Here is a 15,734-nt window from a genome sequence, read left to right on the forward strand (position 1 = left end):
AACTCGCCCGGCATGTTCCCTATGGGGCCGGACAGGGGCGCGGACACCAAACCCTCTAAAAATGGAGCGTAGATCAAGCTATGCAAATACAAGTCAACGGAAAACAGGTTGAAGTGGGTGATGCGCTGCGTGAGCGCATCGAGCAGGAGCTGTCGGCGGGCATCGCTAAGTATTTCGATCGTGGCGGTGAAGCCGAGGTGACCCTGTCCAAGCAAGGCCATCTGTTTAAGGCCGACTGCTGGGTCCGCCTCGCCTCCGGCCAGACGCTCGTGTCGAGCGGCACTGGCGGCGACGCCCACTCCGCCTTTACCGGCACCCTTGATCGCATCGAGACGCGTGTACGCCGCTACAAGCGCCGCCTGAAAAACCACCATAACCCGTCGCCGTCGCAGGAACTGGCGTCCATTACCGTGCTTAGGTATGACAACACCGGTGACGACCCGCTTGAGGACTATGATGACGGTCAGGCCGTCAATGGCTGGGATCATGACTCCCCGCCGCAGGCTATGGTTATCGCTGAAACCGAAGCGCCGCTTCGCACCATGACGGTGTCGGGCGCGGTGCTTGAAATGGACATGTCGAACTACCCGGTGCTGATGTTCCGTAATGCCGCCCATGGTGGCCTGTCGGTCATCTATCGCCGTCCGGACGGCAATATCGGCTGGATCGATCCGGAACGCACCCGCGCCCGCTCGGTGGCCTGATCCTTATCCGCTCTATAACTGCCCTTATAGGGACGCCCGCGCACGTTAAAGTGTAACCGCTTAACGGTTGACGTGCCGGTGACGTCCCTATAAGGCACATCTCGCCCGCCTCTAAGTGCGGGGGACTAAAATACCGGTGCGGTCTTTGGGGGCGCATCGCCTTCAGGTCTCTTAACATGGGGGCTTGGCCTGATAAATCCGGCGCAGGTTTTGCAGGGGAGGAGTCTCCCTGCCTGCGCTCAACCTGGAAGTATAATGTCTCTCTACGGGCTTTTGGATCGTCATTCGATTAACGGTCATGTCAGTGTAAATTCTAAGCGTCAGGCCTTGCAGGCGGTGGCCGAGCATGCCGCCAAGCTGTTCAAGATGGACGCCGACGTTATTTTCAATGCGCTGGTCGACCGCGAAAAGCAGGGCTCTACCGGTGTGGGCTTAGGCGTTGCCGTGCCCCATGCGGCGCTTGAGGGCCTGACCCAGATGCGCGGTATCTTCGTGCGGCTGGAAAGCCCGATCGATTATGATTCGATCGACCATGTGCCGGTCGATCTGGTGTTTGCGTTGTTTGCACCGCCGGAGGCGGGTTCCGAGCACTTGCGCGCGCTTGCCAAGGTCTCGCGGGCCCTGCGCCAAAAATCGATGCGTGAGCAATTGCGCGCACTTGATACCAATGATGCCCTCTATGCGCTTTTGGCCGACAGCGGCGGTAATACGCACGCGGCCTGACGCGTAAATTACCCTTTAAAAAAGCTATAGACTGCGAATATGGCCGCTCCCGCGACCAAAAGCAGAAAAAGCAGATTACGGGCCATAGCGACATAAAATTCTATTGGACTACGCGCTTTCCTAACCATCTTTTCCAGCGGAAGCATGCTCTTAAAAGGGAATGTTGACATTCTTCTTACTGTGATTTCGCCATACCTGATGCCCCGATAAAATAACCAGGCTGGGTATCCGAATAAACCGGCGCAAATGAGCAAAAATATCACGAGCAAGATAAAGAGAAAAAAATGCATAGCGCGAGCAAACCTGATTAGACTTAAACTTTAGGTCGATCTTTCAGACTCTTCAATAGGCGCGGGCTATATAGGCTTGACTAAAAGTTTGCCCCCACCACCCCTTTGCTACGCAAAGCGGCCCCCCTCCCCAACGCATTTTAGCGCGCTACCGCTTCGCTGCTTGAGCGCATTGGGGAGGTATGATTTTCTTATACTCCCCCGGTGTACCGGGGGAGATGTCACGAAGTGACAGAGGGGGGCTCTTGCGAACTTTTGGGCCTTAACTGCTGTCCGTGATGCCAGCGGTGATGCTATCCAGCAAGACCAGCTTCACCTCACCGCGCGCTACCCGCCAGTACATCTCGCCACCTTCGGCTTCAAACCACGGCGGATGCTGAGTGGCCAGAATCGTCCGCTCATCCAGCCACAACAGGCCGGTTTTCGGATCAAGGCGTGGCGAGGTTTGCGGCGCCTCCTCTGGCTCGTCTACCAGATCGTCATCAAGATCATCATCGAACGCGTCATCAATCCCGAAATCGGGTTCCGACAAATCAAGGCCCTTGATGCGCGTGATTAACTCATCCGGCGTGAGGGTTTGCGCCTCTGATACAGGTGCCATTTGGGGGCTGAGTTTTGGGGCCAGTTTGGCGCACACCGCGTCATGGTTTTCGCGCAAAGCCGCCAGTTTCAGGCCGAACTCTTCGCGGCTGCGGGCGACCTCTTCAGGTGTGAGTTGCTTTGAGGCCGTGCGCTCGGACGCATCGACGCGGGCGTAGATGCGCTCGATCAGCAGCCCTGCGCGCGCCATCTGCTCTAGCTCAGGCGCATCATACGGCGACGGCAGATCGCCCAGCCGCTCCAGCATTCGGTCGGCAAAGGCCCGCAGCCGCGCCCGCCGTTCTTCGGGCGTGAAGCGTTCTTTCAGGTCAAAAGATGTCGGCGCATCGGCAGTCATCCCCTTAGCATGGGGGAAACACGAACAGGGGGGATAAGTTGCTTCGCCTTGCCATCAGGATGGCAAGGCGGGAAGGTTGGTTGTAGGGGATTATTGGAAATGACGCTGAAAAATATCGCCCTTGTCTTCTTGTAGAGCGATATTCACGCGCATGCGTCGAGTGGGGGACACTTGAACCCATTTATGCTGAGGCAGATCAGCGTAAAGAAGTGGTCGCTGGCCGTCCTTGGTAACGGCACCATAAACGCGACAAACTTTGTTCCACTCCAGTATCCAATACCAGTCGCCGCTTGGAGCATCCTTATAGATGATGGCGCGGAAAAAGCCGGCGGCCGTGTCCAGTTGCAAGATTTCTTGAAGCCCTTGAAATCGTCGGGCAAGTTCGATGAGTTGGACGTTGCCCCAATCGGAGTGTTGAAAAAAGCCAAAAGAATACAGCGTACCATAAGGGATGATACCCATACCTTCGATTTTCAGATGGTCGTGCGTCGATATCATGCTGCCGAGACCCTGAATGTGGAAGAAGGCTAGATCACGCACATAGTCGGAATTCAATTGCGGCGGCGAGTGCAGCCCAAAAGTCATCGGTATTTGCCCCATTTTACCTGAGACTTTCATTTCGCCGTGAGCATCCATAACCACTTTTCCCTTTTTGTCGGGGTGAAAGTCTTTCGATGCTTTGTTAATTGCGATAGCTCGAACGTCCTCGTCGTAAAGCGGCAATCCATTATAGAGCGTCACTGATGATACATGCCGTTCACGTTCGGCTTTTACACCATTGCAATCACGACACGCGCGAAACTGAAAATTAAAGCGGCCATCGCGTTCAAATGAACCTGTCGGAACAAACCTCCTACCGATCAGGTGTTCTTTATCGCTAGGTATTTCAGGGGTAAAAAGATGGCTAGCGCAGTAAGGGCAAACTTTATTCGACTTGTCCTTATACCGGGAATACCAATCGAGATGTTCAAGAGCTCTCATTACCGCAACCCAATGCCCAAGATAACTATTAGAAGAGAATAGTATCTAAACTCGATTCGCATCTACGGTTCAGCATAACAAATCAACCAGCATTTGGCCCTTTCAACATTATAAAGGGTTGCAATACAAAAACATTCCGGGTGCAGGGGCCGTGCCCCTGCTAGCGGCTAATGATGGGGATAAGCTTAACCTTGTCATCCGGTTCGGGGCGTTTCAGGTCGATATGCAACAGGCCATATTCCAGAACCGCCGCCGTCACTTCCATGCCGTCGCCGATGACAAAGCTGCGGGTAAAGCCGCGCTGGGCGATGCCGCGATGGAGGAAATCACGGGCCTCGGCGTCTTCGGGTTCACCGTCTTTTTGCGCCGTAAGGGTCAGCAACTGCCCGGTCAGGGCCAGTTTCAGATGATCAGACGTAAAGCCCGCGACCGCCACGCTGATGCGGATATGGTGGTGAGACAGGGCTTCGACATTATAGGGCGGATAGTTTTCCGACACGCGTCCCAACCGCTCGATCAACGCGCGCGTATGGTCAAAGCCTAACAGGTAGGGACTATCAAAAATTACCGTGCGCGCCATCTAACCTATCCCCTGAACCCATTTTTAGCGCGCATTTGAGTCCGAAACAGAGTTCGGCGCAGCCAAAACCGCTTCACACTTTTCGGAATGCGCTTTGAAATATATGGGTTCGGCCCGCGCATGTTCAATAAACCTACGGCAAATCCTGCAAAAATTCCAGAACCGCCGCTTTTGATGAGGCTTCGGTCAGCATAGGCGCATGGCCGACGCCCTCCACATCGACGCGCGTCAGGTCAGGTGAGATGCCCTGCATGACCTTGACTTCGTGATCCTCGATCAGGTCGGACAGCGCCCCGCGCACCAGCAGCAGAGGCCTGCCGGTACTCAGCGACATATAGAGCGGCATCATGTCATAGACGGCCGGAGAGGTCGGCGCAGAGACGGGAATCGTAATCGCCGGATCATAGGCCAGCTTAAGCCCGTCATCGCCCTCACGAAACAGGCGGCGGGCAAAGGCCATCCAGTCCTTGTGGCCATAGTCCGGAAAGGCCACTTCGTTATGCAGGCGGGCGTAGTCGGCGGCCTCATGCCAGGACTTGATCTCAGAGCGGTTCTTTCCGGCGTAACCGGCGATGCGCGTTAGGCCCTTGGCCGACAGCACAGGCCCGACATCATTGAGCACGGCGGCCTTGATCAGGGCGGGCCTGAGCGTCGACAAAACCATAGTCGTTAAGCCGCCCATGGACGTGCCGATAAAGATCGCTCGTGCGATCCCTAAGCCATCGCACAGATCGAGCACGTCCTTGGCATAGGTCCACAGATGGTAGTTTTTCGGGTCAGTGTCATAGTCTGAAAAGCCCCGCCCGCGGATATCCGGCACGATCACGCGCCTGCCCGTGGCGGCGATGTAGGGCGCCACCCCTTCGAAATCGGCACTGTTGCGCGTCAGGCCGTGCAGGCACACGACCGGCAGATGGATGCCCCCACCAGCGCCGGCATAATCACGCGCATAAAGGCGCAGGCTGTCATCAGATGACCACCAGCGCTCCTCATAAGTGTGGGCAGGTGATTTGTTAAAAGACAGCATTACCGGAACCCTTTGCGACACTTGGTCAACTGAGCCATAAATAGGCGTGGATTGCGACGAAAATTATGGTTACACCATGACATATGAATCTCAGACCGTCTCAGCCCCATGCGCTCACTGAACTTTACTGGAGTGGCAGCGTACTCAACAGCTATACGATTGCGCTTTTGATCGCGTCCCCGTTCTGGAGCGGGCTGATGCTGGCCAAGGGACAGGGGCTGGCTGTGCTGGTGATGTGGGTCGCTTTGGGCGGTATGATCGCCCTAAGCGTCATAGACAAACCCCTGTTCGCCTATGATCCGGCGCGTAAGGTTTTCGTAGCCCCCGATGGCCAGGAAATACCTCTGAGCGATATCCATAGTATCGAAATGGACGCCCGCGACATCTACTTCATCCCCAAATCCCATACGATCGAAGGCTGGCATCTGTCGCAGCGGGTCTGGGTTTTGTCCCCGCGCCGGGTGCTGAAAAAAGCCGCCGCCGACTATGACTGGCCGCTGAAAGACATTACCCACCCGCTGCTGAGGTTTGGGTTCTGGATCGCCCCTTAAAACCGCGAAATAATGCGGTGGACCTTGCCTTTTGGACGGGCTGTCGGCAGGCGGTCAAGCTTGATCAGGCCTTCGGGTTCGCCGTAAAGATCAAACGCATCGGCGCGGATGACCTTGGCTCTGGCAAACTCACCGACTTTAAGGCCGGTGAAGCCCTTAAGGTAGATATGGCCGTCGATTTCCGGGGCATCGCCCTTGGTGCGGGCCACGCCTGTGCCATCGGCGCGGATGTCATCGACCAGCACGTCCACAACCTGACCGACCTTGGTTTGCAGCTTCTGGGCGCTGATGCGCGCTGCCACCGACATGAAGCGGGCCAGACGATCCTGCTTGACCTCTTCCGGCACATGGTCGGGTAAGTCCTTGGCCGGGGCACCATCGACATTCTCATAGGCAAAGGCCCCGACGCGGTCCAGTTGCGCCTCTTCCAGCCAGTCGAGCAGGAAGTTGAAATCGGCCTCGGTCTCGCCCGGAAAGCCAACCACAAAGGTCGAGCGGATGGTGATATCGGGCGCAATTTCGCGCCATGAGCGGATGCGCTCCAGCGTGCGATCCTGATTGCCCGGCCGCTTCATAGCCTTGAGCACCTTGGGCGAGGCGTGCTGGAACGGGATATCGAGATAGGGCAGGATCTTGCCCTCGGCCATCAGCGGAATGACGCTGTTGACGTGCGGATAGGGGTAGACATAGTGCATCCGCACCCAGATGCCCAACTCGCCCAAACCGCGGGCCAGATCCTCAAACGACGCATCCCACTTTTGACCGCGCCATTCTCCTTGGGCATATTTAATGTCAAGACCGTAGGCCGAGGTGTCTTGAGAGACCACCAGCAGTTCCTTGACGCCGCTCTGGGCCAGGATTTCGGCCTCTTTCAGCACGTCGGCAATCGGGCGCGAGGCCAGATCGCCGCGAAGCTGCGGGATGATACAAAAGCTACAGCGGTGATTGCAGCCTTCGGAAATCTTGAGATAGGCATAATGCTTGGGCGTCAGGCGCACGCCGGGATCGTTATCAGGAATAAGATTCCTAAATGGATCAGGTCTGGGCGGCACGATATTGTGGACGGCGTCCATAACCGCGTCATACTGATGGGCGCCGGTGATCGCCGCCACATTGGGAAAGCGCGCCCGGATCATATCGGCCTCAGAGCCCATGCAGCCAGTGACCACGACCTTGCCGTTTTCGGCCAAAGCCTCACCGATGGCGTTCAGGCTTTCTTCCTTGGCCGAATCGAGAAACCCGCAGGTATTCACCACCACCACGTCAGCCCCGGCGTAGCTTGCGGCGGTGTCATAGCCCTCAAGGCGCAGCTTGGTCAGGATGCGCTCAGAGTCGACCAGCGCCTTGGGGCAACCCAGCGAGACAAACCCCACCTTCGGGGCATCGGTTTTTAAGGATGTGGACATTTACGTGCGTAATACAGATTTTAGCGCATAAGGCAAGACAATCACGACGGGGCATCCTATAAGCCGCGCGTCCATACAGTCCATAAAGGCCACTTATGCACGTCAGGCATTTTGAGATTAAAGGCCCCGCCCTGATCCTTCCCAAACGGCACGAAGATGCGCGTGGCTATTTCTTTGAAGCCTTTCGCGATGATGCGTTTCGCCAGACCGTGGCCGATGTCATCTTCGTACAGGACAATCAGGCCCTGTCGAAAGATCGCGCGACCTTAAGGGGGCTGCACTATCAAATTGCGCCCGCCGCACAGGGCAAGCTGGTGCGCTGCCTCAAAGGCTCAATCTTTGATGTCGCGGTCGATATCCGCAAAGGTTCAGACACCTTTGGGCGCTGGCTGGGGCAAACCCTGACGGCCTCCGGCGGCGAGCAGTTGTGGGTGCCCGAAGGCTTTGCCCACGGCTATGTCACGCTGGAAGACGATACCGAGGTCTTTTACAAGGTAACCCATCCTTACAGCCCCGAACATGAGGCCGGAATCGCCTTTGATGACCCCGACCTCAGTGTGGCATGGCCATTTGATCCGGCTTTGGTTATATTGTCGCCCAAAGACAAAATGCAGCCCCGGCTGGCTGAGATGATTTGAGGCTTGATATGCGAATTCTGGTCACCGGCGGCGCCGGCTTTATCGGATCGGCGGTCGTAAGGTACCTGATATCGGAAATCGGCGCGGATGTGCTCAATCTTGATAAGCTGACCTATGCCGGTAATCTGGAATCTCTGGCCCCCATCGAGACCTCACCACATTACCGTTTCCTGAAAGCCGATATTTGCGACGCGCAGGCGGTGAGTGCCGCCCTCAACAGCTTTCAACCGACCCACATCCTGCATCTAGCCGCCGAAAGCCACGTCGATCGCTCCATCACCGGCTCCGGTGATTTCGTGCAAACCAATCTGGTCGGCACTTTCACTCTGCTGGAGGCAGCGCGAAACTACTGGTTATCGCTTAAGGCCGAGGCCCAGCAGGAATTCCGCTTTTTACATGTCTCAACCGATGAGGTTTACGGCTCGCTGGGTGACGAAGGCCGCTTCACCGAAACCTCCAACTATAGTCCTTCGTCACCCTATTCAGCCTCCAAAGCCGCGTCTGATCATCTGGCAATGGCCTGGCACCGTACCTATGGCCTGCCGGTGATCATCACCAACTGCTCCAATAATTACGGGCCATATCATTTCCCGGAAAAGCTGATCCCGCTCAATATCCTCAACGCTATGGAGGGTAAGCCGCTTACGGTTTACGGCGACGGCTCCAACATCCGCGACTGGCTCTATGTCGAAGATCATGCCCGCGCGCTCTACCTCATCGCCATGCGCGGCCGCACGGGGCAGACCTATAATGTCGGTGGCCGCAATGAGTGGACCAATATAGACGTTATTCGCCGCGTCTGCGCCCTCATGGATCAGCGCCGCCCCCGCAGCGCCCCGCATGACCGCCTGATCAGCTTTGTGCCGGACCGGCGCGGCCACGATTACCGCTACGCCATTGACGCCACCAAACTTGAGACCGAACTGGGCTGGCGCGCGCAGGAAACCTTTGACAGCGGCATTGAAAAAACCGTCGACTGGTATCTTAATAACGAAGCGTGGTGGGGGCCATTACGGGAACGGGTCTACACCGGCGAACGCTTAGGCATGCTCAGGTCATAACCATGCGCATTGCCGTTACCGGAACGAAAGGCCAGGTCGTAAGCGCCCTGATCGCCGCCGCACAAAACTACAGCGATATAGAGATAATCCCCATCGGGCGGCCGCAGCTCGATCTTAGCCGCCCTGACAGTATCGGCCCGGCCATTACGGCCATCAAACCCGATGCCGTGATTTCCGCTGCTGCCTATACCGCCGTCGATCAGGCGGAGTCTGATGCAAACATGGCCGAGCAGGTTAACGCCACGGCCCCCGCAATATTGGCGCACACCACATCCGCCCTGAATATTCCGCTGGTTCATCTGTCGACCGACTATGTCTTTGACGGCCTAAAAACCGGTGCCTACGATGAGACGGATAGGCCCTCCCCCATCAATGTGTATGGGCGAACCAAGCGGGCCGGAGAGCAGGCCGTTCTTGCCGAATCCGGGCATGTCGTTGTGCGCACCTCATGGCTTTATTCGCCCTATGGCCATAATTTTGTAAAGACCATGTACCGACTGGCCCATACCCACGACGAGGTCAGGGTGGTCGATGACCAGTATGGCGGCCCGACCTCAGCCCGTGATCTGGCAGATGCCCTGCTGAACGTCTGCGAACGGCTGGGCAACGACCGCGATCCCGCCCTGCGCGGCCTGTTTCACTTCACCGCCCCCGACAGCGGCAGTTGGGCAGATCTGGCCGATGCCGTATTCACCGATCTGGCGGCACGGGGCATGCGCCGCCCTGAACTTATCCGCATCCCAAGCGCGCAGTTTCCCACAGCCGCGAAACGACCGCCCAATTCACGCCTTGATTGTCGTAAAATATCACAGGCTTATGGCCTTGCGCTTCCACCCTGGCGTCACAGCCTCATGACGTGTCTGGATGAAATGATGTCTGGCGAATCCAAAAGAAAAGAGACGGCATGAAGGGTATTATTCTGGCGGGCGGCACGGGTACGCGTCTGCATCCGATGACACTGGCCGTATCGAAACAGATGATGCCGGTTTACGACAAACCCATGATCTATTACCCGCTGACCACCCTGATGCTGGCGGGCATTCGCGATATACTGATCATCACCACACCGCACGACCTGCCCCTGTTTGAAAAGCTGCTCGGCGACGGCAGCCAGTGGGGCATTAAGCTGTCCTACATCCCCCAGCCGCAGCCGCAGGGCATTGCTCAGGCCTTTGTCATTGGTGCCGATTTCATTGACGGAAAACCGTCCTGCCTTATCCTTGGAGACAACATATTCTACGGCTCAAATCTGGCCACCATTTTGGAGCAAACCACCAAGCTCACCCACGGCGCCTGCCTGTTTGCCCATCAGGTGTCTGACCCGAACCGTTATGGCGTGGTCGAGTTCGATAAGGCCATGCGTGCCGTCTCGATTGAGGAAAAGCCGCAAAATCCCAAATCCAACTGGGCGGTGACCGGGCTATATTTTTATGACCATAAGGTATGTGATATCGCCACCAGCCTCACCCCCTCCGCGCGTGGTGAGTTTGAAATCACTGACATCAACCGCACTTACCTCGATCGCGGCGAACTGGAGATTATGACTGTTGGACGGGGCTATGCCTGGCTTGATACCGGCACGCCGGAAAGCCTGCTGGAAGCGGCCGAGTTCGTCCGGATTATCGAAAAACGCCAAGGGTTTAAAATCGCCTGCCCTGAAGAAGTGGCGTGGCGGCGAGGGTATATATCTGATCACCAACTATCAAGATTAGCTACCAAGCTAGGGAAAAGCATGTATGGCGATTATTTAAATTTATTAATATCTTAATTTACAAATATTAAACATTCAACATCCATGCCAAAGTCTCTTCAATAGGGTGTTTGTTTACAAACCCAACAGAATTAATTAATTTTTGCGGATTACCTGACAAGGTTTTTATTTCATTTCTTCTTACAAAGCTGGGGTTAACCCTAACAGAAACATTCCTGCCTGTAATTTTTTCACATGTCTTAATTATATGATCCAGACTATGAGGAGCTCCAGAACATATATTGTATATATTCGCGATACAGGCCGGAGTCTCAATAAGACGCTTCATATATTCAACAACTGTGCGGACATCAGAAAAATCACGCGATACGTCCGTATTTCCCAATTCTATAAAATCAGCACCTTTTTTAAAATGATTTACAATTTTAGGTATTAAGAAATTTTCAGACTGTCCTCGGCCTGTATAATTAAATGGCCGCGCTATTATGATATTTAGACGCTCCAAAAATTGCCTGGACATATACTCCATCGCCAACTTACTAACGGCATAATCATTAGCAGGATTTACTTCGTCTATCTCCGAAAAAACAGATTGTGATGATATTCCATAAACATTTGCAGAACTAGTCAACAAGATTGCATCAGGCTTAACCTCAAGCGTATCAAGTGATTTCAGCAGATTTCTGGACCCGACAATATTAGTCTCATAAATCTCATTAATATTTTCATGCGCGACAAAAGATATTGCTGCTAAGTGCACAACATGAGTCGGCTTTATAGACTGAATGGCATGTCTAAGCGCATTAAAATCCCGAAGATCAACCTGATAAGAAACCTCGACTCCATCCTGTTTTAGCTCGGCATCACTATGAACGGTTCCAAACACTCTATAGCCAGAGTCAACCATAAGCGGCGCTAAATACCTGCCTGCAAAACCACTTACGCCGGTAATCAGAAGTCTCTTCTCCATCGTCACGCCCTAATTTTAGCTGTAGCAGAAAAGTCATCCGGAACCTTTTCATTAATTAAAATGAAAACCCTTGAATATTACGCCGAATATCGGCCTCAACCATTAGTGCACATAAATCTTCCAAAGTGGTTCTCGCTTCCCAACCCAATTTGGTTTTAGCTTTAGACGCATCTCCAATAAGCAAATCAACTTCGGCAGGACGGTAGAATTTAGGATTTATACGAACAATTTCTTTCCCGGAATTAGCATCCACTCCGACTTCGCTTTCCTCCTTGCCCTTAAACTCAAGTTCAAAACCGGCAGCTTTTGCGGCGAGCGAAACAAAATCCCGGACTGCCACAGTTCGGTTAGTAGCCAGGACATATGTATCAGGCTCATCTGCCTGAAGCATGCGCCACATGCCCTCAACATACTCTTTCGCAAAACCCCAGTCACGCTTAGCGTCCAGGTTCCCAAGCTCAAGTACATCCATCTGACCCAGTTTAATCTTTGCCATACTATCAGTAATTTTGCGGGTCACAAATTCACGCCCGCGTAACGGCGACTCGTGATTGAATAGGATCCCGCTGCTACCGAATATTCCAAAGCTCTCTCTGTAGTTTACTGTCATCCAGTGTGCATAGAGCTTTGCCGCTCCATAGGGGCTGCGGGGGTAAAACGGGGTATCTTCTTTTTGCGGGACAGCCTGCACCAAACCGAACATTTCCGAAGTACTCGCTTGATAGAAACGGATTTTCGGGTTTACGATTCGGATGGCCTCCAAAATATTAACGGGCCCAATACCCGTAATCTCGGCCGTTGTAATTGGCTGATCGAAGGACACACCGACAAAGCTCTGAGCCGCCAGGTTGTATATTTCTAAAGGCTGGGTTCTCTCTATTAGACGAATACTTGATGAAAGGTCGGTGAGATCATGCTCGACCAAATGTAGGTTGGGGTGTTTTTCAATGCCGACCTCTTCAATACGCCAGAAATTCACCGAACTGGTACGGCGGTAAGTGCCATAAACGGTATAGCCCTTTTCGAGCAATAATTCCGCCAGATACGCACCGTCTTGCCCTCCGACACCCGTTACGATAGCAACTTTAGACATACCCATCCCATTCGAAAAATCTTAAAGCCTAGACGCTATTCCTCCATAAGCATCCATATCACGACATTCAAGCCAATTAATCCCTCCCTCGAAGAGAAACTTGACTTGCCCTTTTTAAACACCTGACAGAGCCTGACCTGCCCCCCCGGAAATTGAGTCCATTTAAAACTGGAATTTTCCAATTAAGATCCCGGATGCAGGATGAGGAGAATTTCATGAAGAAGTTGTAGTTCACGGAGTCGCAAATCGCGTTCATTTTGAAGCAGGCGGACGACGGCGTGGCGGTAGCCGAGGCCTGCCGCAGGCCGGAATATCTGATGCAACCTTATACAACTTCTGTAAAAAGTACGCTGGCTTGATGCCGTCAGAGATGCGGCGAATGCGTCAATTGGAAGAAGAGAATGCCAAGTTGAAACGCATTGTCGCGGACCTTCCGCTTGATTAAGGCCATGCTCCAAGATGTTCTGGAAAAAAAGCGCTAAGGCCTGCCGCCAAGCGTGAGCTTGTCGATCGGGTGATTGTCGCCTGGCAGGTGTCGGTCCGCCGAGTCTGTCGGGCCCTTCGGATGGATCGCCCCTCTACAGATTTTACAATGAATTGGGCCTTCAGGTCAGGAACTAAACACCGAAGCGGCGCGTGAAAGCCAAGCTTCGGGAAGGTCGCTGCGAAGCCACCGAGCATAACGATACCTAGGCCATGGACTTTGTCCACGACCAACTCTGTACGGGACGAAAGCTGCGCATTCTGACGGTCGCTGGGACGTTCTCTAGCTTCTCGCCGGCAATCGACCCTCGCTATACCTATCCGGCGAAGACGTCGTGCAGACTCTGGAGAAGGTCTGCAAACGGGCCAGCTACCCCAAGGCCATTCGGGTCGATCAGGGCTCAGAGTTCATCTCCCGTGATCTAGACCTGTGGGCTTAACACAAAGGGTCACGCTTGACTTATAGAGGCCCGGCAAGCCGACGGACAATGCCTTCATTGAGTCTCTCAATGGCAAATTCCGGGCAGAGTGCCTTAACGCCCATTGGTTCATGAGCCTTGACGACGCCGGAGACAAGATGGAGTCTTGGCGCAAGAACTACATCGAAGTCCGACCCACAGTGACCACCGATATCACACGTTTATGGCTCCGCGGTACCCGCCGCGCCCTGATCCCAAACCGCAGGAAATTCCAGTTTCGGGTGGCCAAGAAATGGGTAGCGGGTCAACCCGAGCCTCCCAAAAAAAGTTGGTGATTATAAAATCGAAAGCGCCTATGAAAAAAGCTTATACAAATCTGCAACTGCAGCCTAAAATTAAAACTAGGAACTAAGTTTATATTTTTGTAGAAATAATAGGCAAATTCCGCACATGGACAGACGCAGCCTCATAAGTCAGAAGCACCTTAAAAGAAGAATCATTGAGCAGCCGCCCTTGACGCACATGCAGGTCCCTTGCTAACTCATCATCAATAATTTCAGTAAAGTGGCTAAATATGGCAGATAATTTGAGTGTATCAACACGCTCTTGGAATGGATACATTGATGTCTTAGATGGCTTTACAAAGTGGCGTTTGTGGCTTTTTTTAGGCTATCAAGACATTAAACAGAGATATGCGCGAAGTGTGCTCGGTCCATTATGGTTAGTAATGGGCTTGGGAGCGACTATTATTGGCGTTGGATTTCTCTACAGTCAAATTATGAGATCAAACCCTGGAACCTACCTACCCTTTATAGCCATTAGCCTTGCGGCATGGAACCTGATATCTGCAATAATTACTGACTCTACGGCTATATTTCAGGCCAATGCTAGCCTTATAAAATCAGTTTCCATTCCCTATTCAACAGTTATACTTAGAGGTATCGTAAGAAACTGCATTGTATTTTTACATTACCTGATTGCCGTTTTAATAACATTTGTAGTTGCAGGATATAATGTCGATTATAAAATTATATTTGCTATTCCAGGCTTAATTCTGGTTGTTGCAAATATGTTCTGGATATCAATATGTTTAGGCATGCTTTGCGCTCGCTTTAGGGACATGGCGCAAATGACACAATACACATTGTTGCTCGCTCAGTTTGCTACCCCTGTCATATGGATGCCGTCACAAGTTTCAGCGCAAAGCCCCTACTTGCTCTTTAATCCGATCTATCATTTGATAGAGCTGATACGCGCCCCTATCTTCGAACATAACGTGCCTGTTAACAGCTTCATATTTTGCACCGTAATGTTTTTGATCGGAACGACCGTCACGGTGTTTCTTTTTAATCAATACAAACGCTATATAAATTTTTGGCTGTGAACATGACCATAGAATTGCGCTCTGTATCTTGCTATCTACCTATATATTCCGTGTCAGCCAAATCGCTCCGGCGTTCTGCGGCATCACTGGTTGGAGGCTCCTTATTCAAAACCGGTCGGGATGTTGTCAGCGTTCGCGCTCTTGAAAACATTACCCTCTTTGCTAAAGATGGGGATAGAATTGGACTCGTTGGCCACAACGGGGCTGGCAAATCAACACTTCTAAAAGTCTTGGCCGGTGTAATTGCCCCCACAACAGGCACTGTGACTGTGCATGGTGAAATTTCCGCAGCTCTGAACACAACCCTCGGGCTGGACATGGAAATATCAGGACGAGAAAATATACTTTTGTTAAGTTATTATCGCGGCATTAAACGTGAGAAAGTTCTTGATAATATTGATGAGATAGTAGCTGCCGCAGATTTGGGCCACTTCATAGATTTACCTGTACATACCTACTCTTCCGGCATGCTTGGCAGGCTTACATTCGCCGTTGCCACTTCTTTTGAGCCTGATGTCGTCTTAATGGATGAATGGTTACTAGCAGGTGATATTAATTTCTTATCACGCGCGGTTGAACGTACAACCGACTATGTAAAAAAGTCGCGGATCCTTGTTTTAGCCTCTCACTCTACAAACATCATAAAGAGCATCTGCAATAAGGCCGTTTATCTAAAAAAAGGCCAGATAGTTGCCGTCGGTGATCCTGATGAGATTATAAAAATGTATGAAACCGACCCCGAAGTTATCGGCGGGCATTTTGTATCGCAATAATAT

At 52.8% G+C, this 15,734-nt stretch carries 16 protein-coding genes and 1 pseudogene; 10 read left to right on the forward strand and 7 right to left on the reverse strand.

What is annotated here, in order from left to right:
• The first annotated feature begins 80 nt into the window (after positions 1 to 80).
• On the forward strand, positions 81 to 704 hold the full coding sequence (gene hpf / locus OVA03_RS10015) for a ribosome hibernation-promoting factor, HPF/YfiA family (protein WP_267524179.1): 624 nt from the start codon (positions 81 to 83) through the stop codon (positions 702 to 704).
• A gap of 255 nt (positions 705 to 959) precedes the next feature.
• Positions 960 to 1,427: a PTS IIA-like nitrogen regulatory protein PtsN gene (gene ptsN / locus OVA03_RS10020; protein ID WP_267524181.1), complete on the forward strand. Its 468-nt coding sequence runs from the start codon at positions 960 to 962 to the stop codon at positions 1,425 to 1,427.
• 552 nt (positions 1,428 to 1,979) lie between these two features.
• On the opposite strand, the gene OVA03_RS10025 is transcribed toward ptsN, so the two are convergent.
• From OVA03_RS10025 to OVA03_RS10040, 4 genes are all read right to left on the reverse strand, one after another.
• Entirely contained in the window at positions 1,980 to 2,654 is a 675-nt protein-coding gene (locus tag OVA03_RS10025; RefSeq protein ID WP_267524183.1) for a hypothetical protein, read from the reverse strand.
• Between the two features lie 90 nt (positions 2,655 to 2,744).
• Complete coding sequence (locus OVA03_RS10030; RefSeq protein WP_267524185.1) at positions 2,745 to 3,635, reverse strand: hypothetical protein; 891 nt, start codon at positions 3,633 to 3,635, stop codon at positions 2,745 to 2,747.
• A gap of 160 nt (positions 3,636 to 3,795) precedes the next feature.
• Positions 3,796 to 4,215, reverse strand: a complete 420-nt coding sequence (locus OVA03_RS10035; protein WP_267524187.1) for an Hsp20 family protein — start codon at positions 4,213 to 4,215, stop codon at positions 3,796 to 3,798.
• A 133-nt stretch (positions 4,216 to 4,348) separates the two neighbouring features.
• Positions 4,349 to 5,242 (reverse strand): alpha/beta fold hydrolase, encoded by an 894-nt coding sequence (locus tag OVA03_RS10040; protein ID WP_267524189.1) that lies wholly within the window; start codon positions 5,240 to 5,242, stop codon positions 4,349 to 4,351.
• Positions 5,243 to 5,325: 83 nt separating this feature from the next.
• On the opposite strand from OVA03_RS10040, the gene OVA03_RS10045 reads away from it, so the two are divergent.
• Positions 5,326 to 5,793 carry a hypothetical protein gene (locus OVA03_RS10045; protein WP_267524191.1) on the forward strand — a complete coding sequence of 156 codons (468 nt, stop codon included), beginning with the start codon at positions 5,326 to 5,328 and terminating at the stop codon, positions 5,791 to 5,793.
• Here OVA03_RS10045 and rimO read toward each other — a convergent pair.
• Positions 5,790 to 7,199: a 30S ribosomal protein S12 methylthiotransferase RimO gene (rimO, locus tag OVA03_RS10050; RefSeq protein ID WP_267524193.1), complete on the reverse strand. Its 1,410-nt coding sequence runs from the start codon at positions 7,197 to 7,199 to the stop codon at positions 5,790 to 5,792. The genes OVA03_RS10045 and rimO overlap by 4 nt on opposite strands.
• 95 nt (positions 7,200 to 7,294) lie before the next feature.
• On the opposite strand from rimO, the gene rfbC reads away from it, so the two are divergent.
• The 4 genes from rfbC to rfbA are packed head-to-tail and all read left to right on the forward strand — an operon-like array spanning position 7,295 to position 10,666.
• Positions 7,295 to 7,837 (forward strand): dTDP-4-dehydrorhamnose 3,5-epimerase, encoded by a 543-nt coding sequence (gene rfbC, locus OVA03_RS10055; protein ID WP_267524194.1) that lies wholly within the window; start codon positions 7,295 to 7,297, stop codon positions 7,835 to 7,837.
• Positions 7,838 to 7,845: 8 nt separating this feature from the next.
• A complete protein-coding gene (gene rfbB / locus OVA03_RS10060; RefSeq protein WP_267524196.1) occupies positions 7,846 to 8,898 on the forward strand; it encodes a dTDP-glucose 4,6-dehydratase in 1,053 nt (350 codons plus the stop codon).
• 2 nt (positions 8,899 to 8,900) lie between these two features.
• Complete coding sequence (gene rfbD, locus OVA03_RS10065) at positions 8,901 to 9,806, forward strand: dTDP-4-dehydrorhamnose reductase (protein ID WP_267524198.1); 906 nt, start codon at positions 8,901 to 8,903, stop codon at positions 9,804 to 9,806.
• A complete protein-coding gene (gene rfbA, locus OVA03_RS10070; protein ID WP_267524200.1) occupies positions 9,803 to 10,666 on the forward strand; it encodes a glucose-1-phosphate thymidylyltransferase RfbA in 864 nt (287 codons plus the stop codon). The genes rfbD and rfbA overlap by 4 nt, the downstream gene beginning before the upstream one ends.
• A 10-nt stretch (positions 10,667 to 10,676) precedes the next feature.
• Here the strand turns inward: rfbA and OVA03_RS10075 are convergent, their stop codons facing one another.
• Together OVA03_RS10075 and gmd are read right to left on the reverse strand one after the other, a co-directional pair.
• Positions 10,677 to 11,579, reverse strand: a complete 903-nt coding sequence (locus OVA03_RS10075; RefSeq protein WP_267524203.1) for a GDP-mannose 4,6-dehydratase — start codon at positions 11,577 to 11,579, stop codon at positions 10,677 to 10,679.
• 55 nt (positions 11,580 to 11,634) lie between these two features.
• Positions 11,635 to 12,672, reverse strand: a complete 1,038-nt coding sequence (gene gmd, locus OVA03_RS10080; RefSeq protein ID WP_267524205.1) for a GDP-mannose 4,6-dehydratase — start codon at positions 12,670 to 12,672, stop codon at positions 11,635 to 11,637.
• A 245-nt stretch (positions 12,673 to 12,917) separates the two neighbouring features.
• On the opposite strand from gmd, the pseudogene OVA03_RS10085 reads away from it, so the two are divergent.
• The 3 genes and pseudogenes from OVA03_RS10085 to OVA03_RS10095 all read left to right on the forward strand — a co-directional run.
• Positions 12,918 to 13,771, forward strand: a pseudogene (locus OVA03_RS10085) (integrase core domain-containing protein); the annotation flags it as partial.
• A 377-nt stretch (positions 13,772 to 14,148) separates the two neighbouring features.
• Positions 14,149 to 14,958, forward strand: coding sequence for an ABC transporter permease (locus OVA03_RS10090; protein ID WP_267524207.1), 810 nt, complete (start codon positions 14,149 to 14,151; stop codon positions 14,956 to 14,958).
• Positions 14,959 to 14,960: 2 nt separating this feature from the next.
• Positions 14,961 to 15,731: an ABC transporter ATP-binding protein gene (locus OVA03_RS10095; RefSeq protein WP_267524209.1), complete on the forward strand. Its 771-nt coding sequence runs from the start codon at positions 14,961 to 14,963 to the stop codon at positions 15,729 to 15,731.
• Positions 15,732 to 15,734: the final 3 nt, after the last annotated feature.

The sequence above is a fragment of the Asticcacaulis sp. SL142 genome (genome assembly GCF_026625745.1).
Classification (GTDB): domain Bacteria; phylum Pseudomonadota; class Alphaproteobacteria; order Caulobacterales; family Caulobacteraceae; genus Asticcacaulis.

Coding starts and splice junctions, on each gene's coding strand:
- hpf (WP_267524179.1), top strand. CDS start 81: ATGCAAATACAAGTCAACGGAAAACAGGTTGAAGTGGGTGATGCGCTG.
- ptsN (WP_267524181.1), top strand. CDS start 960: ATGTCTCTCTACGGGCTTTTGGATCGTCATTCGATTAACGGTCATGTC.
- OVA03_RS10025 (WP_267524183.1), bottom strand. CDS start 2,654: ATGACTGCCGATGCGCCGACATCTTTTGACCTGAAAGAACGCTTCACG.
- OVA03_RS10030 (WP_267524185.1), bottom strand. CDS start 3,635: ATGAGAGCTCTTGAACATCTCGATTGGTATTCCCGGTATAAGGACAAG.
- OVA03_RS10035 (WP_267524187.1), bottom strand. CDS start 4,215: ATGGCGCGCACGGTAATTTTTGATAGTCCCTACCTGTTAGGCTTTGAC.
- OVA03_RS10040 (WP_267524189.1), bottom strand. CDS start 5,242: ATGCTGTCTTTTAACAAATCACCTGCCCACACTTATGAGGAGCGCTGG.
- OVA03_RS10045 (WP_267524191.1), top strand. CDS start 5,326: ATGAATCTCAGACCGTCTCAGCCCCATGCGCTCACTGAACTTTACTGG.
- rimO (WP_267524193.1), bottom strand. CDS start 7,199: ATGTCCACATCCTTAAAAACCGATGCCCCGAAGGTGGGGTTTGTCTCG.
- rfbC (WP_267524194.1), top strand. CDS start 7,295: ATGCACGTCAGGCATTTTGAGATTAAAGGCCCCGCCCTGATCCTTCCC.
- rfbB (WP_267524196.1), top strand. CDS start 7,846: ATGCGAATTCTGGTCACCGGCGGCGCCGGCTTTATCGGATCGGCGGTC.
- rfbD (WP_267524198.1), top strand. CDS start 8,901: ATGCGCATTGCCGTTACCGGAACGAAAGGCCAGGTCGTAAGCGCCCTG.
- rfbA (WP_267524200.1), top strand. CDS start 9,803: ATGAAGGGTATTATTCTGGCGGGCGGCACGGGTACGCGTCTGCATCCG.
- OVA03_RS10075 (WP_267524203.1), bottom strand. CDS start 11,579: ATGGAGAAGAGACTTCTGATTACCGGCGTAAGTGGTTTTGCAGGCAGG.
- gmd (WP_267524205.1), bottom strand. CDS start 12,672: ATGTCTAAAGTTGCTATCGTAACGGGTGTCGGAGGGCAAGACGGTGCG.
- OVA03_RS10090 (WP_267524207.1), top strand. CDS start 14,149: ATGGCAGATAATTTGAGTGTATCAACACGCTCTTGGAATGGATACATT.
- OVA03_RS10095 (WP_267524209.1), top strand. CDS start 14,961: ATGACCATAGAATTGCGCTCTGTATCTTGCTATCTACCTATATATTCC.